Source organism: Ancylobacter novellus DSM 506 (assembly GCF_000092925.1).
GTDB lineage: Bacteria > Pseudomonadota > Alphaproteobacteria > Rhizobiales > Xanthobacteraceae > Ancylobacter > Ancylobacter novellus.
The window spans coordinates 1,981,768-2,004,836 of record NC_014217.1 but is presented as its reverse complement, the minus strand read 5'-3'; the positions used below and the strand labels follow the sequence as shown (position 1 = coordinate 2,004,836).

Sequence of the window (23,069 nt, the reverse complement as noted above, 5' to 3'; positions counted from 1 at the left end):
CATATTATTGACAATATGGCCCTGTGCACCAATGCTGGCGTCAGCGCCGGAGCGTTGCGTGGCAGAAGGAACCCATCATGGGAAAAGGTCTCGGCAAGGGGCTCACCAGCTATGGTGACGACGGATTTTCCCTGTTCCTGCGCAAGGCCTTCATCAAGGCGATGGGCTATTCGGACGACGCGCTGAGCCGGCCGATCGTCGGCATCACCAACACCCACAGCGACTACAACCCCTGCCATGGCAACGCGCCGCAGCTGATCGAGGCGGTGAAGCGCGGCGTGATGCTCAGCGGCGGCATGCCGATGGTGTTTCCCACCATCTCGATCCACGAGAGCTTCGCCCACCCGACCTCGATGTTCCTGCGCAACCTGATGGCGATGGACACCGAGGAGATGATCCGCGCACAGCCGATGGATGCGGTGGTGGTGATCGGCGGCTGCGACAAGACGCTGCCGGCCCAGATCATGGCCGCGGCAAGCGTCGATCTGCCAACGGTGGTTGTCCCCGTCGGCCCGATGGTGGTGGGCCATCACAAGGGTGAGGTTCTCGGGGCCTGTACCGACTGCCGTCGCCTGTGGGCCGCCCATCGGGCGGACACGATTGATGCCGAGGAGATCGAGGTGATCAATGGCCGCCTCGCACCCTCGGTGGGCACCTGCATGGTGATGGGCACCGCCAGCACCATGGCGTGCATCACCGAAACGCTCGGCCTCTCGCTGCCGATGAGCGCGACCGTGCCGGCGCCGCACGCAGATCGCGTGCGGATCGCCGAGGCCAGCGGCCGCACGGCGGCGCGTCTGGCGGTGGAGGGTGGACCGCGGCCGAGCGAACTGCTCACCCCGCAGGCGTTCCGCAACGCCGCCGTGGTGATGCAGGCGATCGGCGGCTCCACCAATGGCGTGATTCATCTCGCCGCCATCGCCAACCGCACGCCGCATCGCTTCGATCTGGGAGAACTCGACGAGATCGGCCGCCGCGTGCCGGTACTGGTGGACCTCAAGCCCTCCGGCGCCCACTACATGGAACATTTCCATCACGCCGGAGGCGTGCCGAAGCTGCTGAAGGAACTCGGGGACCTGATCGATCTCGACGCACCGACGGTCGCCGGCGGGACGCTGCGCGAGGTGGTGGCCGCGGCCGAGGACGTGCCCGGACAGGATGTCATTCGGCCGCGTGGAGCGCCGATCAAGGCCGAGGGCTCGATGGCGGTGCTCCACGGCAATCTGGCGCCCGGCGGCGCGGTCATCAAGCAGGCCGCCGCTTCGTCGCACCTGCTCGCCCATACCGGCCGGGCAGTGGTGTTCAGCTCGGTGGCCGACATGATCGCGCGGATCGACGATCCGGAACTCGACGTGGCAGCCGATGACGTGCTGGTGCTGCAGAATGCCGGTCCCAAGGGCGCGCCGGGAATGCCGGAAGCCGGCTATCTGCCGATTCCGAAAAAACTGGCCCGCCAGGGGGTGAAGGATATGGTGCGGATATCCGATGCGCGGATGAGCGGCACCGCCTTCGGCACCATCGTACTCCACATCACGCCGGAATCGGCCGTCGGCGGTCCGCTGGGGCTGGTGGAGACTGGCGACCTGATCCGGCTGGATACCGGCGGGCGACGGATTGACGTCCTGGTCGACGATGACGAACTGCGCCGGCGCGAGATGGCCCGGGCCCGGCAAGGCCGCGGCAGGACGCCTGAGCGCGGCTATGCCCGGCTGTACCATGCGAGCGTGCTGCAGGCGGATGAGGGATGTGATTTCGACTTCATGCGGCACCCCTCGCGCATGAGTTCCGACAGCGAATGATCGACATTGGACCATCGTGATCCTGCCGGCCCCGACCTCGCACCGGAGCCGATGAATTGGCGCTAGGCCTCAATCAACTGCTTCATCAGATCGACAGCGGCGTCGGGGGCGGTGAGCACGGGCACGTCGACCACCTTGCGAACCGCCTCGGCGGCGCGGGACGTGGAGAAATGCGCGAGCATGATGGCATCGGAGTTCTGGAGCTCCGGTGCGCGCGCCGCGACGAGTTCGTTGTGAGTAGAGGCATCGCCCTGACGGAGCAGATCGATGGCTCGATCGACCACGATGGTGGTGAGGGAGGCCGTCGCCGATCCTTCGCGCACGAAGTCGTCGAACTCCTCGGTCATGGTCGCTACCGCCGGCGCGAAGGTGGCGAGCATGCCGATGTTGTTGCCCTGGCTGATGGCCGCACGGAACATCGCCTCGTTGGGCTTGAGTACCGGTATCGGCAGTTCGTCGATCAGCCGGTCGATCGCCGGACCGAAGGCGGAGCAGGTGATCAATATGCCGTCGGCGCCGGTGCTGTGCGCATAGCGGCCGAAGGAAACGAAGCGTTCGATCATCGCTTCGGTCAGCTCGGTTTCGCGCGCGCGGTCGATCGAGAGACCGTCATCGAGCAGATTGACGGTCTCGGCGGCCGGCCACCTCCGCGCGAAGGCATTCCGGATGGGCTCCATCGCCACAGGGGTGGCGTGAAGCAGGGTGATGCGGGGAGCCGCGGCCATTTCTCGATCCTCCTGCGTGTCAAAATCAGGCGGCGGTAGGCGCGCGCACGAGGGAAGACAGTCCGCCCTTCTCGTAGGCGGCGACGGCCGCATCGGAGCCCAGAAGGTCGAGGAACGCCTGCGCGGCCTCCGGGTGGCGGGCATCGGCGAAGATGGCGGCCGAGAAATCGGTGAAGGTCTGGATCTCGTCCGGGAACCGGCCGACGACATCCACCCCGTCCACCGACATCAGTTCGCTGACCTGCTGGACGGCGAATTCGGCCTCGCCACTTACGACCTTGGTGGCGGTGAAGCCGGCGGGGATGGTGACCGCCCGTGCGTTTACCGCATCGGCGATACCGAGCCGCTTGATCAGGTCCTGGAAATAGATGCCGCTGGCGCCTCCGAGCGAATAGGCGACGGAGCGCGCGCCCACCAGCACCTCCTTCAGCGCCTCGACCGTCGAGATGTCCGGCTTGGGCGCACCATGACGGACGCCGAGCCCGACCATCGCCCGCGCGACCGGAATGCGGGTCTCGCGTCGGATGACGCCATCCCGCTCCAAGTCGTCCATTGCGTAGTCGATCGCCAGGATGACGTCGGCGCGTTCGCCCTCGCGTACACGTCGCATCAGGACCGTGGTCGGGTCCCAGACAAGGGCGGTCCGGATGCCGGTCTTCTGTTCGAAGCTCGGGACGATCCAGCGCTTGAACGCCACCTCGACCGCGAGCGCGCTCATGATCGAAAGGGATTGGGTGTCATCGCCCATTGTTCTTCTCCACTCGGTAATGCGAGGCGCCTACCCGCGGCTAGGGATAGGCCGCACCATGTCGGGGGTGAGCTCGTCCAGGGTGCGCAGCCCCATCAGGGCCATGTCCCGGTGAATCTCCTCGGACAGCAGCCGGATGGCGTGCAGCACGCCCTCCGTGCCGCCGAGCGAGGCGGCATAAAGGAACGGGCGGCCGAGGAAGACGAAATCGGCACCGAGGGCCAATGCCTTCAGCACATCGGTGCCGCGGCGAATGCCGCCATCGAGCATGACGGTCATCTCCTGCGCCTCGGCGCGCAGTTCCGGCAGCGCGCGGATCGGAGCCAGGGCGTAGTCGAGCTGACGGCCGCCGTGATTGGAGATGATCACGCCATCGACACCGATCTGTCGCGCCTTGCGGACATCGGCGGCGGCCAGCAGCCCCTTGACCACCAGCTTGCCCTTCCAGCGGCGGCGGATCGCCTCCACATGGCACCAGGCCAGCTGGTCGCGGCTGTTCATGTTGCGCACGAAATCGCGGGAGAACATGGGCGGGCCCTGTGCCGCGTCCATGTTCTCGAAATGCGGTACGCCGTGACGAAGAAACGTCCGGCCGACGGTGCCGATCAGCCAGCGCGGATGCAGCACGCTATCGAGCGCGACCTTCGGCGTGATCCGCAGCGGCATGCTGAAGCCGCTGCGGGTGTTGTTCTCGCGATTTCCGGGAACCGGCGTGTCGGCGGTGACGACCAGCGTGCCGAACCCGGCTGACGCCACGCGGTCGACCATCGCGTCGATGCGTGGCTGATGGCCGGCCAGATAGGCCTGGAACCAGGCATCCGGATTCTCGCGGTGCACATCCTCCAGCTTGATCAGCGAGGAAGCGCTGAGGATCATCGGCACCTGCGCCGCGCGCGCCGCCGCGGCGAGCTCGATATCGGCGCGGTAGGCGACCATCGCGGCGCCGCCGAGAGGGGCGATGCCGAAGGGGCTCGCGTAGGACGGACCGAACAGCCCACGCGCCTGGTGTCGAGCGGCCACGTCCATGAGCGTGCGCGGCACCAATGCGAGATCGGCGTAGGCTTGGCGCGCCTCGCGCATGCCCGAGCCGGTCTCCACCGCTCCAGAGACATAGCCGTAGATCATGCGCGGCAGATGCCGGCGCGCCGCCCGCTCGAAATCGTCGAGCGCCAGATAGTTGCGGAACCGGCGAGGAACATCCGAAGCCACCGGCCGCACGGATGCCTGGATCGGGGCCGTCTCGGCAAGCGGATCGCGCGCGTCGGATGGCAGCGGCATCGAACCCGCGTCGCTCATCGCCGAAGCTCCATCGCGGTTGAGAACAAGTTGTTATTGGATGATCGCATGGCGATTGAACTTCGATATTCGCTGAATTTCTTGCAATTTCGACTATTCGTCAAAATAGACTCCGCGGATCACGGCGAATGGTCGATTGCGGTCTCTGTCGGGGGCGACATGTGGAAGCTATACATAGCTCGCATAAGTCATGTTCGGTGTCAACGCGGCGTCAGCAAGAGCTAATTCGCCATAAAGTTACGTATAATCAGTTAGTTAATGACAAACGTAGCGATGTGTAAAAATTACATACAACGCGAATCCTGCGATGCTGATTGCGTACGGCGAGGGTGTCCTTGGAGGGAATATGTGGTTGCATGAAGCTGCATCTCACTCGCCCGACATTGGCTGTGATCTGCGTGATGGGTCTGTCATGTTATTCAAAATACCAAGGGGTGGCGATTAATAGGCCAAAGATCGGCATAGGAAGCGACTTTTATTGATTGATGTAAATTTTACAAGAGATGAAATTGATTATCACATTGATTTATAAGGGAAATTATCTGCATAACGGTACTTGACGAGGTGATTTTCGCTGAAATAATGTAATCTCAATCACAAAAAGGGCGTTGATGCCCACATCTTAGGGAGCAGGCGATGAAGGGTTGGGTGGCGCATATTCGCGCGCTAGTGGCGGCCGGGGCGTTGGGCGTTGGTGCGCTCATGGGATCGACCGCGGCATCGGCGGTCGAGATCAAGATCGGCTACATGAAGCATCCGATTCAGGAGGCTTCCATTGCCATCATGGAAAAATGGGCCGCCAAGAACGGCGTGACCATCGTCAAGATTCCGATGGCCTACGAGATCTTCATGGAAAAGGTCACGGCGACGCTGACCTCCGGCGGCGATCAGTACGACATCATCTGGCACAATGACGACTGGGGCCAGCTCTGGAAGGGCTGGCTCGCGCCGACCAACGACGTGCCCGGCATGGACACGGCGCTGAAGCAGACGGTGGACGTCGCGTTCCTCAATGACAACGGCAAGCCCACCGTGGTGCCGATGGCCCACACCTTCGGCGTCTTCTACTATCGCACCGATCTCGTCGATGAAGCGCATCTGCCCAAGACCTGGGATGAGCTTTCGACGCTCTCCCAGAAGCTCCAGCAGGACGGCAAGGTGAAGTGGGGCTTCGTCGGCAGCATGGCGATGAACCACAGCTGGTTCAGCTGGTTCTGGGCCAACTGGACGAATAATTGCGACGTGCTGGCCCCGGCCTATGAGCGCGACAACAAGGTGCTCGCCGCCAATGGCTGGAAGCCGATGATCGCCGAGCCCTGCTCGCAGCAGGTCGTCGAATATTGGTGGGACGCGATCAACAAGACCAAGATCAGCCCGCCGGCGATGATCTCCTATACCCGCAACGACGCCAATGCGATCTTCCAGGCGGGCGACGCCGCCTTCACCGTGGCGGACCTCACGCTCTACGGGCAGTTCAACGATCCGAAGAAGTCCAAGGTCGCCGGCAAGATCAATATCGGCTTCCTGCCCCTCGGGCCCTCGCGCAAGGAACACGTCGCGTGGAATGACATCTGGGGCTGGGCCATTCCCAAGGGCGTGCCGGCCGAGCGCCAGGAAGTCGCCAAGAAGATGCTGGGCGCCATGATGCTCGACAAGGAAGGCCAGATCGGGCTGTGGAAGGCGACCGGCGGTCCGCCGCCGAACACCGAGGTGTGGAAGACGCTCGCCGAGACCGATCCCCTGTTCCGTCGTGCCGACGAGGTGGTCTTCAAGGTGATGCAGGTCATCGCCGGCGGCTATTACACCCCCGAATGGCCGGCCATCCACAAGGCTTACAATGACGGTGTCGTCGGCGCGCTGAACGGCTCGCGCGAGGACATTCCGAAGAAGCTGGAAGACGCCGCGCCCGCCATCCACGCCGCGGCGGCCCGGACGAACTGATCCCTCCCGGGAGCCGAACCTGGCGGAAGCCCGACGCGGCTTCCGCCCCTCTTTTACGCGCGGGGAAGCTCAATATGAGACGCCTGGCCTCATTCTTCGGGGAAAAGGAGCGCTTCATGCTGGCGCTCATCGCGCCGGCCGCCATCACCATGGCGCTGTTCCAAGTGGTCCCGATCGTTCTGGGCGCGAACGCCTCGTTCCGGGACTGGACGCTCTACGATCCGAAGAAGACCTGGGTCGGACTGAAGCACTATATCGAAGTCATTACCGATCCGGCGTTCTTCGGCCTCGCCATCCCGAACACGCTGCTGTTCCTCGTGCTCAGCGTTTCGCTCTCGCTGGTGTGCGGGCTGGGCCTTGCCCTTCTGCTCAACCGCAACTTCGTCGGCCAGTCGGTAGTGCGCACCATCGTCCTGCTGCCGCTGATGGTGGCTCCGGTCATCGCCTCGATCATGATGCGCTGGATGTTCAACGACCAGTTCGGCATCGTGAACGTGGTGCTGGAGGGCATCGGCCTGCCTCCCGTCGCCTGGCTCGCCTATCGCTGGACCACCATGATGGTGATCGTCCTGGCCGACGTCTGGCTGTGGACGCCGTGGTTCGCCGTGCTGCTTCTCGCCGGCCTGCAGAGCCTGCCGAAGGAGCCGTTTGAGGCGGCGGCCATCGACGCCGCCGGCCGCTGGCGCGTCTTCCGTTCCCTTACCTTGCCGATGCTGCGCCCGGTCATCGTGGTCTGCGTCGTCATCCGCTCGATCGACGCGTTCCGCGTGTTCGACCAGGTGTGGGTCATCTCCGGCGGCGGCCCCGCCCGCACCACCGAGATGTTCAGCATCTACGCCTATGTCGAAGCCTTCCAGCGCATGAATTTCGGTAAGGGCTCCGCAGCCGCCCTCATCGGTGGCGTGGTGATCGTGATCTTTGGCCTGGTGCTCTACCGGCTGCTCAACCGTGCGGTGGAGGTATCGAAATGACCGTTGCCAGTCTCGATGCGCAGTCTCCCATGCACAAGAGCGAGCGCGGCTTCTTCGCCCTGATGGCGCCGGGTGCGCGGCGGGCCTTCTTCTATCTCTTCGTCATCGGGATCGGTTTCGTCATCGCCTTTCCGGTGCTGTGGCTGGTGCTGACCTCGCTGCGCCCGGCCTCCGGCATGTTCTACGTTCATCGCGGCACGGAGTTCACGCTCGATAACTTCACCGAGGTGTTCGAGAACCGGACGGTGATCAAGGCCTATGTGAACAGCGCGATCATCGCCACGCTGGCGACGGTCCTGTCGCTCGGCATCACGGTGACCAGCGGCTACATGCTCTCTCGCTTTCGCGGTCCCATCGCCAGCGGCTGGTTCTCCATCATCTACGTGTTCCGCTGCGTGCCCTACATCTCCTGGGTGCTGCCGCTCTACATCGTCACGCAGAACCTCGGCGTCTACGACACCTATCTCGGCCTGCTGCTGCCGCACATCGCCGTTCACATCTGCTTCTTCTCGTGGCTGATGAAGGGCTTCTTCGACGGGATCGATCCGTCGATGGAATATGCGGCTCTGATCGACGGCTGCACGCGGTGGGGAGCTTTCGTCCGCGTCGCGCTGCCTTCCGCCGTGCCGGGGCTGGCCGCGCTCGCGGTCCTCTGCTGGCTGTGGACCTGGAACGAGTTCCTGTTCGCGCTGCTGCTCACCAGCCACAACACGCCGGTGCTGACCGTGGTCATGGCGCAGTTCGTCCACGAACTCGGCATCGAGTGGAATCTCATGAGCGCCACCGCCGTCATGGCGCTTGGCCCGGCCCTGCTCATCACCTTCTTCGGCCAGAAATACGTCATCACCGGCCTGAAGATCTGATCACGCGCATCTTGTTGCGAATTCTGGAGTCCTACCGATGGCGGAAGTCGTTCTGAACCAGCTCGTAAAGAGCTATGGCGGCGTGACCGCGGTGCGCAGCATCGACCTGAAGATCCCCGAGGGCGCCTTCGCCGTGCTGGTCGGCCCGTCCGGCTGTGGCAAGTCCACCACGCTGCGCATGATCGCCGGCCTGGAAGAGATCAGCGGCGGGACCATCAGCATCGGAGGGCGGGTCGTGAACGACCTTCCCCCCAAGGATCGCGATATCGCGATGGTGTTTCAGAACTATGCGCTCTACCAGCACATGACGGTCTACGACAATCTGGCCTTCGGCCTGCGCAACCGGAAGGAAAGCGAGGCCAGGATCGCCGAGAAGATTGCCCACGCCGCCTCGATCCTGAGCATCGAGCCGCTGCTGCAGCGCCGTCCCAAGCAACTCTCCGGCGGCCAGCAACAGCGCGTGGCGCTGGGCCGCTGCATCGTCCGCCACCCGCAGGTCTTCCTGTTCGACGAGCCGCTGTCGAACCTCGATGCCAAGCTGCGTGCGCAGATGCGCGTTGAGCTCAAGCGCCTGCGCGAGCGTGTGCCGGCGACCTCGGTCTACGTGACCCATGACCAGGTGGAGGCGATGACGCTCGGCGATCTCGTCGTGATCATGAAGGACGGCCTCGTCCAGCAGGTGGGAACACCGCTCGATGTCTACAACCGTCCGGAGAACCTGTTCGTCGCCGGCTTCATCGGCGCGCCGGCCATGAACGTGTTCAAGGGCACGCTGGATGAGCTCGGCGAGCGTGTCAGCGTCGAGGGCGCGTCACTGGCGGTGGGCGAACGGAACAAGGCGGCTCTGCGCGGCTATGCCGGCCGGCCGGTCATGGTCGGCATCCGCCCCGAGCATATTTCGATCGGCGCCTTCGGCAATCAGCTCGAGGGAACCGTCGACGTGATCGAGCAGCTCGGCTCGGAAATGCACCTCGACATGCGGATCGGGAGTACGGCCCTCACCGTGGCACGGGTTGCCCCGGATGCGCCGATCCGCGTCCACGAGCCTGTGACGGTCTCGATTGCCGCCGACCAGATGCACTTTTTTGACGTCGACACCCAGAAGGCGATCCGCGTCATTCACTGACGCCGCGGGCGCGCTCGCCGCGCGCGGGCCAGGAGAGGAAGAGTCAAGTCATGCGCGTATTGATGACAGGTGCCGGCGGCATCATCGGGCGGGAGGCGCGGCACCGGCTCGCCGGACGCTATCCGCTGATGCGCCTGCTCGACCTGGCGGACATAGAGCCGGCGAATGCCGACGAGGAATGTCTCAAGGTCGACATCTGCAACCTTGAGGCGCTCGAAGCCGCCATGCAGGGCATCGACTGCGTCGTCCACCTCGCCGGCGTGTCGGTGGAACCCGAGAGCAATGCCTGGGAGCAGGTGCTGCCGGCCAATATTGTCGGCACCTATAATGTCTTCGAGGCCGCCCGGCGCGCCGGGGTAAAGCGGGTAGTCTTTGCCTCCAGCCATCACGCGATCGGCTATTACCGTCGCAGCGAGGTTCTGACCGGCGCGATCGCGCCTCGCCCGGACAGCTATTACGGTGTCAGCAAGGTGACCGGCGAGGCACTCGGCCGGCTCTACGCCGACAAGTTCGGGCTGAGCGTGGTGAGCCTGCGCATCGGCGCCTATCGGCCGAAGCCCGCCGATATCCGGCATCTTTCCGTCTGGATCAGCCCGCGCGACATGGTCGAACTGCTGCGTTGCTCCATCGAGGCGCCGTTGCTGCACTATGTCGTGGCCTACGGCATGTCGGCGAATTCCCGCCTGATCTGGGACAACCGCGAGGCGGGTGTGCTCGGCTATCGGCCCGTGGACGATGCCGAGGATTACGCCGAGGAGGTGCTGGCCAACGGCGCTCCGGAACTGGAGGGGGCCAAACCCTTCCATGGCGGATGGTATTGCGCCTGGGGCCTCGGCGATCACGGCCTGTTCATCGATTGACACTGCTTCCGCAGCTCGGCCAAGGTCGGCGCGGATCTGATGAGGGGAAGAGATTGCGGCCCAAGCGTATGCCTTCAGGTCGAGTACGGGTCGAGGACATCGCACGGGCGGTCGGGGTCTCCGGCGCGACGGTGTCGCGGGCGCTCAACGGCACGGGGCCCGTCGCTCCTGAGGTGAAGAGCAGCATCGAGGCGGCCGCCGCACGGCTCGGCTATGTCCCGCAGGGCGCCGCGCGCATCGCGCGGGCGCGGCAATGGCCGGTGATCGGGGCGATCATTCCGCATCTGGAGAACCCCAACTTCGCTGCCGGCGCAGAGGCCATGCAGAACCGCCTTCGCGAATCCGGCTACGGCTTCACACTGGCCAGCAGCGGCTATGACCGGAAGAACGAATTCGAGAAGGTGATGGCGCTGGTGGCGCACGGCGCCCAGGGCATGATGCTGGTGGGCGCCGAGCACGATCCCGAGATGCTGAACTTCCTTCAGCAGCGCAACATCCCCTTCGTCGTGACCTGGGTGCTGTCCAAGGACGTGCCCAGCGTCGGCTTCGACAATGTCGAGGCCGCCGGACGCATCGCCACGCATCTGCTGGACCTCGGCCACACCCGCATCGGCGCGATCGCAGGCATCACCCGCGACAATGACCGTGCGCGGGGACGTCTCGAAGGCATGCGCCGGGTGCTCGCCGAACGGGGCCTTGCACTCGGCCAGCAAGCCCTCATCGAGCGACCCTACCGTATCGTCGAGGGGCAGCTGGCGTTGCGGGCGCTGCTCGGCACGCCCAACCCGCCGACGGCGGTCTATTGCGGCAATGACATGCTCGCCTTCGGCGCCCTCATAGAGTGCGCCCGGCAGGGCATCCGGGTTCCGCAGGACATCTCGATCGCGGGTTTCGACGATCTCGACTTCGCGTCGCAGATCCGTCCGGCGCTGACCACGCTGCATGTGCCGGCGCGCGAGATCGGCGTGCGCGCCGCCGAATATCTGCTGGCACGGGTTGCCGGCGAGCCGGCGCCGCCGACGGTCGAAATCCCGGTCGGCCTGATGGTGCGCGACACCACCGCGCCGCCGCGCAAGTCCTGACTTCCTTCCTCTTCTGGCAGAACGCCCATGTACGCACCGCCGCCCGTCATCGAGACCACCGTCTTCGCGCGCGTTCCCGAGCGATTCCGCATACATGGCCGCACCTCGAAATGGGCGCAGGTCCAACGCGGCGGGCGGCCGACGCCGGTGTTCCTCGAGGGGCCTTCCTTCGACCGGCTGGGCAATCTCTACGTCGTCGACGTCGCCTGGGGACGCATCTTCCGTGTCTCGCCCGACGGCGAATTCACCCTGGTGATCGAGTATGACGGCGAGCCCAACGGGCTGAAGATCCATCGCGACGGCCGCATCTTCGTCGCTGATTTCCGTCATGGCATCATGCTCCTGGACCCGGAACGCGGTGCCGTCGAGCCGGTGGTTCAGGCTTCCGAATTCGGTCCGTTCAAGGGCGTGAACGACCTGTTCTTCGCCAGCAATGGCGACCTCTATTTCACCGATCAGGGCCTGACCGGCTTGCAGGACCCGAGCGGCCGGCTCTACCGCCTTCGTGCCGATGGCGGGCGGCTCGACATGCTGCTGCAGGGAATCCCCAGTCCCAACGGGCTGGTGCTCAACCTCGACGAAGATATCGTCTTCCTCAACGTGACGCGCGACAACGCGGTCTGGCGCGTGCCGCTGAATGCCTCGGGAGCGGCCTTCAAGGTCGGCGCCTATATCCGGCTGTCGGGCGGCAACGGACCCGACGGGCTGGCGATCGACGAGGCGGGCGGTCTCGCCATCGCCCATCTCGGTCTGGGAAGCGTCTGGATCGTCAACGCAATTGGCGAGCCGGTGGCGCGGGTAAAGTCATGCGCGGGGCTGGCCACTACCAATCTGGCCTATGGCGGCGAGGATCGCCGCACGCTCTACATCACGGAATCGGAGACCGGCCAAATCCTGACCGCCAGAGTGGAAACACCAGGGCGCCTGATGTTCTCGCACTGCTGAGAGTGTCATGTCGGACTATCGGAGGTCGTCGCGGCGGAGCGCTTCGCCTGCACGGGCGATGACGTCGGCGAGAGGGCGGTCGATGTCGACCGGCACGACATCCGCCTCGCCGGTCGGGTCTTCCAACGTGGCGAGCTGGCTGTCGAGAAGCGCGAGCGGCATGAAATGGCCTTCGCGCCGGCTCATGCGCTCGGCGAGCACCGTCGTGGAACCGTTCAGGAAGACGAACCGCAACGGCCCGGCGGTGCGCAGATGGTCGCGATAGGCGCGGCGCAGCGCCGAGCACGAGACCACCACGCCGCGCCCGGCGGCACGGTTCTCCGCGATGGCCCGGCAGATCGCCTCAAGCCAGGGCTTGCGGTCCTCGTCGTCGAGCGGCTCTCCGCGGGCCATCTTGGCGATGCTGGCGGGCGGGTGGAGCGCGTCGCCTTCGATGAAGGTGGCGCCGAACTGCTCCGCGAGCGCCTGACCGATCGAGGACTTTCCGCATCCGCAGACACCCATCACCACGATGGCGGGAAGCGCTTCACGCGCCATGGCGGTCACACTGCGTCACTGAAGCGGAACTGCACCTTCATCGCCCGCCGCCGGTCCGAGGCCAGCGCGAACGCCGCTTCCGCCTCCTCGATCGGGAAGCTGCCGGTCAGCATCGGCGCGAGGTCGACCTGCCGGCTGGAGATCAGCTCGGCGGCGCGGGCGAATTCGGCGTCGAAGCGGAAGCTGCCGGAAATGTTGAGTTCCTTGGTGACGATGGCGTTCATCGGCAGGGGCTGCTCGCCGCCGAGGCCGACCAGCACGATGACGCCGCGCGGGCGCGTCAGCTCGATGGCCGTGGCCAGCGCGCGCCCGTTGCCGGAGCATTCGAAGGGCACGTCGACCCGGCCCTTGTCGATCGCGAGGTCCGCCAGTTCGCCCGTTCCGCCGGAGACGTCGACGCAGCGCGTCGCGCCAAGGCGGGAAGCGATGGCGAGGGCCTCCGGCGCGATGTCGGTGGCCACGATGGTGCCGGCGCCCGCGAGCTTCGCGGCGGCGATGACGAGGCAGCCGATCGGCCCGCAGCCGGAGACCAGCACGGTCCTGCCGGTCAGGTCGCCCGCCTGCGCCACCGCGTGCAGCGCCACGGCGAAGGGTTCGCACAGCGCGGCGAGCGACAGGTCGAGGTCGTCGGCGACCTTCACCGCCTGCGTTTCAGGGACGGTCATCTCCTCGCGGAAGGCGCCCTGGACATGGGGAAACCGCATGGCGCTGCCGTAGAAGCGCATGTCGAGGCACTGGTTGCGCAGGCCGCGCCGGCAATAGTCGCACTCACCGCAAGGTCCCGACGGGTTCACCGCGACCTTGTCCCCGACCTTGACCGCGGTCACCGCCGTCCCGACCGCCTTCACCGTGCCGGCGACCTCATGGCCGAGCACCATGGGCTCGCGAAGGCGCACCACGCCGAAGCCGCCTTGGTGGAAATAGTGCAGGTCCGACCCGCAAATGCCGCCCGCTCCCATCCGCACGACGACGTCGTGCGGGCCGGGCACGGCGGCCGGCATGGACTCTAAGCGCACATCGTGCGGAGCGTGGATGACGATGGCGCGCATGTCGGTGACGTCCTTGAATACAGAGAAGAGAGATGACCCGCCTCAGCGGGTCATCCAGTGCAGCGGCCACATGACGATCTGCGGGAAGGCGACGAGCAGGAACATCACGATGGTCTGGGCGATGAGGAAGGGCAGCACGCCGCGGATCACGCCGCTCATCGGCACCTTGGCGACGCCGCAGACCACGTTGAGGACGGTGCCCACGGGCGGTGTCACCAGTCCCAGCGCGTTGTTCATGATGAACAGCACGCCGAAATAGACGGGGTCGATGCCTGCCTGCTTCACCACCGGCATCAGCACCGGGGTGAGGATCAGCACGGTGGGGGTGAAATCCAGCGCCGTGCCGATGATGAACACCAGCACCATCAGCACGGCCATCAGCAGGATCGGGCTGTCCATGAAGGGCGCGACGATCTCGGCGAGCTGCTGGGGAATGTCGGCGGTGGTGATCAGCCAGGCGGAGACGCCGGCGGCGGCGACCAGGAACATGATCACGGCGGTGGTCTCGGCCGCGCGGTAGATCAGGTGGAACAGGTCGCGCAGCTTGATCTCGCGATAGATGACCACGCCCACGAAGAGCGAGTAGACCGCGGCGATGACGGCGGCTTCCGTCGGGGTGAAGATGCCGAACTTCAGGCCGCCGACGATGACCACCGGCAGAAGCAGCGCCCAGAAGGCGTCGCGGGTTTCGACGAGGCGCTCGGACATCGGACGGCGCGGCTCGACCCGCGGATTGTCCTTCTGGATGCACCAGCGCCAGGCCAGCATGATGGCGATGCCCATCAGCACGCCCGGCACGATGCCGGCGATGAACAGCTTGGTGATCGACACCCCGCCGGTCACGCCGAAGATGATCATGCCGATCGAGGGCGGGATGACGGGGGCGATAATGCCGCCGCAGGCGATGAGGCCGCAGGAACGGTTCACGTCGTAGCCGGACCTGCGCATCAGCGGCACCAGCACGGAGGCGAGCGCGGCCGTATCCGCCACCGCCGAGCCGGAGAGCGAGGCCATGATCACCGCCGCCATCACCGCGACATAGCCGAGGCCGCCGCGAATATGGCCCACCCAGGCCATGGCCATGGTGATGATGCGCCGCGTCATGCCGCCGGCATTCATGAACTCGCCGGCCAGCATGAAGAAGGGAACGGCAAGCAGCGGGAAGCTGTTGGCGCCGTCCCACATGTTCTGAATGATGATCTGGGGATCGGTGATCCCCATGTAGAACATCATGGCGAGACCGCAGCCGATCAGCGCGAACGCGACCGGCATGCCCAGCGCCATGAGGCCCAGCAGCGAGCCGACGAAGACCAGCACGATCATGACGCCGTCCCCTTGCGGATGCCCTGGTCGGCAAGCTCGTGCTCGATCTCGTGCACCTCCGACATCCCCTCTTCGTTCACGTCGATGAGCTCTTCCTCGGCGACGTGGCCCAGGAAAAGGCCGATGAGATTGGCGATGCAGATGAGGCCGATGGCGGTGCCGGTGACGTAGCTCACGCCGTAGACCCACAGCGTCGAGATCTGCGCGACCGGCGAGGAATTGCCGGCGATGATGTCGTGCTGCAGCCAGGTGCCGTAGAGCATGTAGAGGCTGCACACGAGCATGATCGCCTGGCTTATGCCCCAGCACAGCTTGCGGCCGAGCAGCGGCAGGGCTCGTACCACGAGATCGACGCCCAGATGCGCGCGCCGGTGCAGGCCGACGATGGCGCCGAGGAAGGTGAGCCAGACGAAGGCGAAACGCGGCAGTTCGTCCGACAGGTTGATGCCGGTGTTGAAGCCGAGCCTCAGCACGACATTGCTGAAGACGGTGACGAGCATGACGACCATGCACAGCACCATCACGACCTCGATCACGCGGTAGAAGGCTGCGATAGCCAACTTGAGCAGTTGGTTCATCGAGACACCTCGGGAAAAGCCGAGCGCCGTTCCGTCGCCGGAAGAAAGGGGTGCGCCGGTGAAGGGAGGCCCGGCGGCCCACTCGGGCGGACCGCCGGATCGCGATCGCTCAGTTGGCGCTACGCGCCTTCTGGATTTCGGCAAAGAAGCCGTCGACGAAGGCGTCGCCGATCTGCGGCTTGAACTTCTCCACCACCGGCTTCACCTGCGCCTGGATGCGGGCGAGCTGATCGGCGGGGACCTCGTCCACCTCGACGCCGGCTTCCTTGAACTTGGCGATGACGTCGCGATCACCCTCGTCCAGCAGCTTGCGCTGAAGCAGGCCGGCTTCCACCGCCGCCTTGCGGATCGCGTCCTGGTCGGCCGGCGTCAGCTTGTCCCAGAACTTCTTCGAGGCCACCAGCGCCACGGGCGTATAGACGTGGTTGGTGAGCGAGATGTACTTCTGCACTTCCTGCATCTTGTTGGCATACATATGCAGGAGCGGGTTCTCCTGGCCGTCGATGGCCTTCACCTCGAGAGCCGGGAAGACCTCCGAGAAGGGCATCGGCGTGGCGTTCGCGCCGATGGTCTTCCAGGTGTCGAGGGCGACCGGGTTCGCCATCACGCGCAGCTTGAGGCCGGAAACATCGTCCAGCTTGGTCACGGGATGGCGGCTGTTCGACAGGTTGCGGAAGCCCATGCCGGTCCAGGTGAGGCCGACGAGACCCGACGGCTCGATCTTCTCGAAGATCTGCTTGGAGGAAGGACCGTCGAGCACGGCGTACACTTCCTTGGTGTTCTGGAACATGAAGGGCAGATCCCAGACCTGCACTTCCTTCACGCGCGAGGACAGCGGCGCCAGCGTGCCGATGTAGAACTCCTGCGTGCCGGCCTGCACGGCCTGAAGCTGCTTCTCGTCGCTGCCGAGCAGGGCGCCGTGATAGGTCTGCAGCTTCACATTGCCATTGGTGTAGGTGCCGACAAGCTCGGCGAACTTGTTCATCGCCGCGGCCTGCGGATGGCTCTCCGGCATGGCGTGGCCGACCTTGGCCTTGATTTCCGCCGAAGCGGGGCCGGCCATCAGGGCGATGGTAGCGAACGCCGCGACGGCGGCGCGTAGTCCGATAGCGGTCTTCATCTGTCTTCTCCTTGGTGCATCCGGTTAGGTGTGCGGCTTCGTCTTGAGCCGCTTAGAGGACGGCCAGCATGCCACCGTCGACGTAGATGAGCTGGCCGTTGACGTAGTTGGAGGCCGGCGAGGCGAGGAACACCGCCGCGCCGACCAGTTCGTCGGGCTGGCCCCAGCGTCGTGCCGGGGTGCGCCCCTTGACCCAGGCATCGAAGGCCGGATCGTTCATCAGGGCCTCGTTCATGTCGGTCGCCATGTAGCCGGGACCGATGGCGTTGGCCTGGATGTTGAACTGCGCCCACTCCGCGACCATGGAATAGGTCAGCGTCTTGATGCCGCCCTTGGCCGCCGTGTAGGGCGCAACCGTCGCCCGCGCCGCCTGGCTCATGAGCGAGGCGATGTTGATGATCTTGCCGCCGCAGCCCCGCGCGATCATGCGGCGGGCCGCCTGCTGGCTGACCAGGAAGGCGCTGGTGAGATCGACTTCGAGCACCCGGCGCCAGTCGGCCGGGTCGAGGTCGACCATGGGCTTACGGAACTGGATACCGGCATTGTTGACGAGGATGTCGATGGCGATGTCCTGCGCGTCGAGCTCGGTGAAGGCATCCGCGACCGCGGCATCGTCCGTCACGTCGAAGGGTAGCGCATGGGCGAGAAGGCCCTCGCCCTCGAGGGCGCGGCGCGCCTCCTCCGTGGTGTCGGCCTTGGTCCCGTTGAGCACGACCTTTGCGCCAGCCTGGGCGAGGCCGCGCGCAATTCCGTAGCCGAGCCCGCGTGCGGAGCCGGTGACGAGGGCGGTGCGGCCGGCGAGAGAGAAGAGGGAGGTGGACATGGTCGTGTCTCTCAGAGCGTGCTGCGGCGGAGGGTGACGTCGTCGCGCTTGAAGACCTCCGGCTTGAGCTCCAGGCAGAGCCCGGCGCCCTCCATCGGATAGGCGTAGCCGCCTTCGATCCGGGGCAGGTTGGTGACGAGCTCGGTGTACCAGCCGCGATAGAAGGCGCGGACCGACTCCTGGATCAGCGTGTTCGGCTGGCTGAACGAGCAGTGGATCGCGGCGGCGAAGGCGACCGGCCCGGTGCAGTCATGCGGGGCGAAGGGGCGGTGATAGGTGTCCGCCTGCGCGGCGATCTTGCGGCCCTCGGTGAGGCCGCCGGTCCAGCACAGGTCGACCATCACCACATGGGCGGCATCGACGTTGAGATAGTCCTGATAGGCATAGCGCGAGCCCAGCGTCTCGCTGGCGCAGACCCACACATCCGTCGAGCGCGCATATTCGGCGAGCGCCTGCGGCGAATTCATCCGGATCGGGTCTTCGTACCAGGTGGGCGCATAGGGTTCGAGCGCACGCGCGATCTTCTTGGCGGTCGGCAGGTTCCACAGCGAATGGAACTCGACCATGATCTCCATCTTGTCGCCGACCGCCCTGCGGATCTTCTCGAAAGGCTGGATCGCCGTCTTCATCTGCTCGGCGGAGATGAAGTTGCCGCCGGTCTCGATGCCGGCCGGATCGAAGGGCCAGATCTTCATGGCGGTGATGCCCTCGTCGAGCAGGCTCTCGGCCAGCTCGTCGGAGCGGTTCATGAAGGCATCGAGGTCCTCATAGGGGCCCTCGGCCTCGCCAAGTCCCCAGGTGGAAACCGGCTTGATGCTCATGGAGCGGACATATTTGTAACCCGCGCACGTATTGTAGAGCCGCAGCCGGTCGTGGGCGAGGCCGCCGAGCATCTGGTGGACCGGCTGGTTGCAGACCTTGCCGAAAATGTCCCACAGCGCGAAGTCGATGGCGGATGCTGCGCGGTACTCGACGCCGGTCGACGCCTGCGCCAGCGGCAGGTTCACCATGTCGCGGTTGAGCGCCTCGATGCGCAGCGGATCGCGGCCGAGCAGCCGGCCGGCCAGCGTGTCATGGATGTGCGCTTCGACCGCCCCGGCGCCGTAGAAGGTCTCGCCAAGGCCGATCACGCCTTCGTCGGTGTGGACGTGCACCCAGAGCAGGTTGCCGAACTCGGCGACGCGTATCGTCTCGATGGCGGTGATTTTCATGAGATTGCAGAGGCTCTAAGGGTGCAGGAAGGCATTGCCCGTCCTGGTGGACCGGCTGGCCGATGGATCACAGATAAGGTGCATGAGCCCGCCGCTGCACAGGACAGCCGGTGCGGCGCGAGCGATCACTGCGCGAGGCGCAGCGCGCTAGATCAGGACGCTTCGGTCATGGCGTTCCTCCAGGGCTTTATCGCTCTTTTTGCGGTCGAGCTCTTGATCGGCTCGTTTCTGGATCTCGGCCGCACTGGCCTTCTGGGCCGGCGTGAGAAAGGCTCCGGGGTCCGCATTCAGCAATCGGCGCATGTCGCTCTCGGCATCGTCGAGCAGCGCGATGATCGCGTCGCCGGCCTCCGAGGGCCGCCGCTGCTCGATGGCTTCGCAGACCCGGCGATGCAGCGGCAGCGAGTGGATGCGGCCGCCGGGAACGGCGGCGACCCGTTCGAAGCAGATGCGCAGTACCGTCGACATCACGCTCTGCAACTGGGTGACGAAGGGATTGGAGCAGGCGCGGATGATGGTGCTGTGGAAGGCGATGTCCGCGGCGACGTAATCACCCTGGCCGTCGACCGCGGCGGCGGCCATCGCCTCATAGGCGGCCCGCAACGCCGCCAATTCCTCGGGGCGCGCGCGCTCGGCGGCGAGGCGTGCGGCGGCCGGCTCGATGATGCGGCGCAGCTCCATGATGTCGGAACCGAGGGCGAGATCGACCCCGTTGGCATCGGCGCGCCAGATCATCACTTCCGGATCGAGCAGGCTCCAGCGGTTCTGCTCCAGCACCACTGTGCCGGTACGCCGACGCGCCTCCAGCAGCCCCTTCGACGCCAGCCCCTTGATCGCCTCCCGCAGCACGATGCGGCTGACGCCCAGTTGCGCGCACAGCAGCGGCTCGGCCGGAATGACCTGGCCGGGACGATAGCGTCCCGCGCAGATATCCTTCCCCAGTCGCTCCAGCGTGTCGTGGTAGAGGGTCATGCATTCATCATACGTATGATGAATGAGCCGTCAATGGCGCCGTCCACCCGCAGTCGGGGATGTCGCGCCGACCGCCCCGGCGGAGGCTCGCCGGCCGATCCCGAGCCGCGTGAGATTGTCCGCGACGTCGGATCGTGGTACTGACTAGCAATCGCAAACTGCGAACCAGGGAGGGGCGCGAATGACCATTCTGTTTCGTCAGCCCACCCCGGCTGTGAAGCCGCACGGCTAGTTCGGCAGGCCGCGGAGCCGCGCTCCCCCGCCATCCGGCACTCCGTTTTCCTCGCGCTGAGCACAGTTCCTTCGCAGGAGAGGCGCGCCTTCGCGCCTGCGTTCCCCATGTCCTTCTCGTCCAAACACGGCAGCGACGCGCTGCGCAACGTCCTTGCCTTCACCTTCCGACATTGGGCGCGCCGCTGGCCCATGGCGGCGGGCATCGGCGCGGCCATCGTGCTGGCGACGCTGACCGAGATCTTCGTGCCGCTCTATGCCGGCCGGCTGATCGACGCGCTCACCGCCGGCAAGGGCGAGGCGCCGGCCGCGCTGGATGCCTTCCTTGTGATGGCCGGTCTCGGCCTCGCCATGGTCGTGCTGCGCCATCTCGCCTGGTGGGGCGTGGTGCCGCTGACGCTCGGCATCATGTCGGATGTCGTGCGCGAGGCGTTCCACCGCGTGCAGCGCTTCTCCAGCGACTGGCACGCCAACAGCTTCGCCGGCTCCACCGTGCGCAAGATCACCCGCGGCATGTGGGCGCTCGACGTCATCAACGATGTGCTGCTGCTCTCGCTCCTGCCCTCGGTGGTGGTGCTCGCCGGCACGGTGCTGCTCCTCATGCTGCACTGGCCGGTGATGGGGCTGGTCATGGCGGTCGGCGCGCTGGCCTATGGCGCGCTCACCGTCACGCTGGCCACCCGCGTCGTCGCGCCCGCCGCGCGGCTGTCCAATGCATGGGACACCCGCATCGGCGGCATTCTCTCTGACACGCTCGGTGCCAACCAGGTCGTGAAGGCCTTCGGCGCCGAGGCACGCGAGGACGAGCGGCTGGCCGCGGTGGTGACGCGCTGGCGGCGGCGGGTGCGGCGCACCTGGATGCTGGCGACGTGGAGCGCCAGCGGCGAGTTCGCGCTGCTCTGGGTCGTGCGCACTGCCGTCACCGCCACGGCGCTGTGGCTGTGGTGGCAGGGACGCGCTACGCCGGGCGATGTCACCTATGTGCTGACCACCTATTTCGTGCTGCACGGCTATCTGCGCGATATCGGCCAGCACGTGCACAACCTGCAGCGCGCGGTGAACGACATGGAGGAGATGGTCGACCTGCACGGGCTCACCGCCGGCGTCGCCGACGGGGAGGAGGCGCAGCCTGTAGCCATACGCGGCGGCGAGGTGCGCTTCGAGCACGTCACCTTCCATTATGGCCGGCATGCCGCGCCCTTGTTCTCCGGGCTCGACGTGGTGATCCCCGCCGGGCAGCGCGTGGGGTTGGTTGGTCCCTCCGGTTCGGGCAAGACCACCTTCGTGAAGCTGCTGCAGCGGCTCTACGACGTCACCGACGGACGGGTGCTGATCGACGGGCACGATGTGCGCGAGGTGGCGCAGGCCTCGCTGCGCGGGCAGATCGCCATCGTGCAGCAGGAGCCGATCCTGTTTCACCGTACGCTGGCGGAGAACATCGCCTATGCCCGGCCCGGCGCCAGCGCGGCCGAGATCGAGCGCGCGGCGAGGCTCGCCAATGCGCACGACTTCATCGAGCGGCTGCCGAAGGGCTACCGCACGCTGGTCGGCGAGCGGGGCGTGAAGCTCTCCGGCGGCGAGCGCCAGCGCGTGGCGATCGCCCGCGCCTTCCTGGCCGACGCGCCGATCCTCATTCTCGACGAGGCGACCTCCAGCCTCGATTCGGAATCGGAAGGCGCGATCCAGCAGGCGATGGAGCGGTTGATGCAGGGACGCACGGCGATCGTCATCGCGCACCGTCTCTCCACGGTGCGGGCGATGGACCGCATCCTGGTCTTCGAGCACGGCCGTATCCTAGAGGATGGCCGGCACGAGACGCTGCTCGCCCGTCCGGGCGGACGCTACCGCCGGCTGTTCGAGCGCCAGTCGGACGGCATGGCGCAGATCGCGGAGACCGGCATCGACGATCGGCAGCCTGCGGAGTGACGACGTCCACCCGGCGGCCCGCACCAAGCCGGGCCGCCGGGTGATTGTGCTATCGGGAAAGCGACGTTCGACCGTCCAAAGATCAACACCGATGCGGGGAGGGCGCCGTACTCGTCGATCGGCCGGTCAGCCTTTCGGGAGGCTACGGTTCACGCAGTCGGCGAGGTCGGCGGCACCGGGGGCTGGGGGGCGGCATCGGTGACCGCCGGCGGCAGCAGCCGGTCGAGTTCGGCGCGCAGGCGCTCGATCACGTCCGCGGCCTCGGACAGTTCGTCCTCGACCTTGTCGCGGGGAAACCTGTCAAGGTCCGCCGCCATGGCCCTCAGCCGCTCGACGATGTTGCCGCTCGACATTCCGTCCTCCGTTACGCCGCTCACCTGCGGATAGCGGTGCGTAACATACCTCCTGCCAAGGAATGTGACGATCGCGCGACGGCTACTGCGCCGCCGGCACCGGGCAGCTCGTGTCGCCTTCCTCGCAGTTCAGCAGCGGCTCCAGTTCTGTGACGCGGCGGTCGGTGACGTCCTTCCGGCACAGCGTCACCGTCATCGAATGGATGCTGCCGCCCTCGACGCCCGCGGCGCGGAAGGCGCATTCGGCATCGCGGAAGGCGATCCAGGCGCGCTGGGCGGCAACGAGCTTCGCCTTGGTCGCGGCATCGCCGGAGAGACGGGCGGCGATCTGGCCATAGACCTGGTTGAGGCGGGCATCCGACTTCTTGAACGCCGCGCCTGCGCACTGGTCGAGCCCCATCTGGGTAGGATCGGCGCAATCCTGCGCCAGCGCGGGACCGGAGATCACGCCCGGAAAGGTGATGGCGGCAGCAACCGCCCACCTCAAGGCAAAAGCAACCATTTCATTTTCCCTTGGTTAACAAGGACTTAAGGTGCGAGACCATTCTCTGCCGGGCGTCGTTTTGCGGCATTCTGATACCTATTTTGCG

At 65.9% G+C, this 23,069-nt stretch carries 22 protein-coding genes; 9 read left to right on the top strand and 13 right to left on the bottom strand.

Annotation, left to right across the window (positions count from 1 at the left end):
* Positions 1 to 77: 77 nt before the first annotated feature.
* Positions 78 to 1,799: an IlvD/Edd family dehydratase gene (locus tag SNOV_RS09595; protein WP_013166726.1), complete on the top strand. Its 1,722-nt coding sequence runs from the start codon at positions 78 to 80 to the stop codon at positions 1,797 to 1,799.
* A gap of 62 nt (positions 1,800 to 1,861) precedes the next feature.
* Here SNOV_RS09595 and SNOV_RS09590 read toward each other — a convergent pair whose 3' ends face one another.
* From SNOV_RS09590 to SNOV_RS09580, 3 genes are read right to left on the bottom strand one after another with little or no spacing between them, the layout of a single operon-like run.
* Positions 1,862 to 2,524: an aspartate/glutamate racemase family protein gene (locus SNOV_RS09590; protein WP_013166725.1), complete on the bottom strand. Its 663-nt coding sequence runs from the start codon at positions 2,522 to 2,524 to the stop codon at positions 1,862 to 1,864.
* A gap of 25 nt (positions 2,525 to 2,549) precedes the next feature.
* A complete protein-coding gene (locus SNOV_RS09585; RefSeq protein ID WP_013166724.1) occupies positions 2,550 to 3,272 on the bottom strand; it encodes a molybdate ABC transporter substrate-binding protein in 723 nt (240 codons plus the stop codon).
* A 30-nt stretch (positions 3,273 to 3,302) separates the two neighbouring features.
* Positions 3,303 to 4,568 (bottom strand): alpha-hydroxy acid oxidase, encoded by a 1,266-nt coding sequence (locus SNOV_RS09580; RefSeq protein WP_013166723.1) that lies wholly within the window; start codon positions 4,566 to 4,568, stop codon positions 3,303 to 3,305.
* 636 nt (positions 4,569 to 5,204) lie between these two features.
* On the opposite strand from SNOV_RS09580, the gene SNOV_RS09575 reads away from it, so the two are divergent.
* The 7 genes from SNOV_RS09575 (at position 5,205) to SNOV_RS09545 (ending at position 12,356) form a co-directional block, all read left to right on the top strand.
* Positions 5,205 to 6,509, top strand: a complete 1,305-nt coding sequence (locus tag SNOV_RS09575) for an ABC transporter substrate-binding protein (RefSeq protein ID WP_013166722.1) — start codon at positions 5,205 to 5,207, stop codon at positions 6,507 to 6,509.
* A 116-nt stretch (positions 6,510 to 6,625) separates the two neighbouring features.
* On the top strand, positions 6,626 to 7,480 hold the full coding sequence (locus SNOV_RS09570) for a carbohydrate ABC transporter permease (protein WP_244412915.1): 855 nt from the start codon (positions 6,626 to 6,628) through the stop codon (positions 7,478 to 7,480).
* On the top strand, positions 7,477 to 8,343 hold the full coding sequence (locus SNOV_RS09565; protein ID WP_013166720.1) for a carbohydrate ABC transporter permease: 867 nt from the start codon (positions 7,477 to 7,479) through the stop codon (positions 8,341 to 8,343). Before SNOV_RS09570 ends, SNOV_RS09565 begins: the two co-directional genes overlap by 4 nt.
* 37 nt (positions 8,344 to 8,380) lie before the next feature.
* On the top strand, positions 8,381 to 9,469 hold the full coding sequence (locus SNOV_RS09560) for an ABC transporter ATP-binding protein (RefSeq protein WP_013166719.1): 1,089 nt from the start codon (positions 8,381 to 8,383) through the stop codon (positions 9,467 to 9,469).
* A gap of 50 nt (positions 9,470 to 9,519) precedes the next feature.
* Entirely contained in the window at positions 9,520 to 10,329 is an 810-nt protein-coding gene (locus SNOV_RS09555) for an NAD-dependent epimerase/dehydratase family protein (protein WP_013166718.1), read from the top strand.
* A 68-nt stretch (positions 10,330 to 10,397) separates the two neighbouring features.
* Entirely contained in the window at positions 10,398 to 11,411 is a 1,014-nt protein-coding gene (locus SNOV_RS09550; protein WP_049785721.1) for a LacI family DNA-binding transcriptional regulator, read from the top strand.
* A 27-nt stretch (positions 11,412 to 11,438) separates the two neighbouring features.
* Complete coding sequence (locus SNOV_RS09545) at positions 11,439 to 12,356, top strand: SMP-30/gluconolactonase/LRE family protein (RefSeq protein ID WP_013166716.1); 918 nt, start codon at positions 11,439 to 11,441, stop codon at positions 12,354 to 12,356.
* Between the two features lie 15 nt (positions 12,357 to 12,371).
* On the opposite strand, the gene SNOV_RS09540 is transcribed toward SNOV_RS09545, so the two are convergent.
* The 8 genes from SNOV_RS09540 to SNOV_RS09505 all read right to left on the bottom strand — a co-directional run bounded on the left by SNOV_RS09540 (position 12,372) and on the right by SNOV_RS09505 (position 19,969).
* Positions 12,372 to 12,893 carry a gluconokinase gene (locus SNOV_RS09540; RefSeq protein ID WP_013166715.1) on the bottom strand — a complete coding sequence of 174 codons (522 nt, stop codon included), beginning with the start codon at positions 12,891 to 12,893 and terminating at the stop codon, positions 12,372 to 12,374.
* A gap of 5 nt (positions 12,894 to 12,898) precedes the next feature.
* Positions 12,899 to 13,942: an L-idonate 5-dehydrogenase gene (locus SNOV_RS09535; RefSeq protein ID WP_013166714.1), complete on the bottom strand. Its 1,044-nt coding sequence runs from the start codon at positions 13,940 to 13,942 to the stop codon at positions 12,899 to 12,901.
* Between the two features lie 42 nt (positions 13,943 to 13,984).
* Positions 13,985 to 15,265 (bottom strand): TRAP transporter large permease, encoded by a 1,281-nt coding sequence (locus SNOV_RS09530; protein ID WP_013166713.1) that lies wholly within the window; start codon positions 15,263 to 15,265, stop codon positions 13,985 to 13,987.
* Positions 15,262 to 15,843: a TRAP transporter small permease gene (locus tag SNOV_RS09525; RefSeq protein WP_013166712.1), complete on the bottom strand. Its 582-nt coding sequence runs from the start codon at positions 15,841 to 15,843 to the stop codon at positions 15,262 to 15,264. Before SNOV_RS09525 ends, SNOV_RS09530 begins: the two co-directional genes overlap by 4 nt.
* A gap of 109 nt (positions 15,844 to 15,952) precedes the next feature.
* Positions 15,953 to 16,963, bottom strand: coding sequence for a TRAP transporter substrate-binding protein (locus SNOV_RS09520; protein ID WP_013166711.1), 1,011 nt, complete (start codon positions 16,961 to 16,963; stop codon positions 15,953 to 15,955).
* Between the two features lie 52 nt (positions 16,964 to 17,015).
* Positions 17,016 to 17,786, bottom strand: a complete 771-nt coding sequence (locus tag SNOV_RS09515) for an SDR family oxidoreductase (protein WP_013166710.1) — start codon at positions 17,784 to 17,786, stop codon at positions 17,016 to 17,018.
* Between the two features lie 11 nt (positions 17,787 to 17,797).
* Entirely contained in the window at positions 17,798 to 18,997 is a 1,200-nt protein-coding gene (locus SNOV_RS09510; protein ID WP_013166709.1) for a mandelate racemase/muconate lactonizing enzyme family protein, read from the bottom strand.
* Between the two features lie 147 nt (positions 18,998 to 19,144).
* On the bottom strand, positions 19,145 to 19,969 hold the full coding sequence (locus SNOV_RS09505) for a FadR/GntR family transcriptional regulator (protein ID WP_013166708.1): 825 nt from the start codon (positions 19,967 to 19,969) through the stop codon (positions 19,145 to 19,147).
* 339 nt (positions 19,970 to 20,308) lie between these two features.
* Here SNOV_RS09505 and SNOV_RS09500 point away from each other — a divergent pair, with 339 nt between their 5' ends.
* Positions 20,309 to 22,126: an ABC transporter ATP-binding protein gene (locus SNOV_RS09500; RefSeq protein WP_013166707.1), complete on the top strand. Its 1,818-nt coding sequence runs from the start codon at positions 20,309 to 20,311 to the stop codon at positions 22,124 to 22,126.
* A 149-nt stretch (positions 22,127 to 22,275) separates the two neighbouring features.
* Here the strand turns inward: SNOV_RS09500 and SNOV_RS09495 are convergent, their stop codons facing one another.
* Both SNOV_RS09495 and SNOV_RS09490 read right to left on the bottom strand, forming a co-directional pair.
* Positions 22,276 to 22,479 (bottom strand): hypothetical protein, encoded by a 204-nt coding sequence (locus tag SNOV_RS09495; RefSeq protein WP_013166706.1) that lies wholly within the window; start codon positions 22,477 to 22,479, stop codon positions 22,276 to 22,278.
* Positions 22,480 to 22,561: 82 nt separating this feature from the next.
* Entirely contained in the window at positions 22,562 to 22,981 is a 420-nt protein-coding gene (locus tag SNOV_RS09490) for a lysozyme inhibitor LprI family protein (RefSeq protein WP_013166705.1), read from the bottom strand.
* Positions 22,982 to 23,069: the final 88 nt, after the last annotated feature.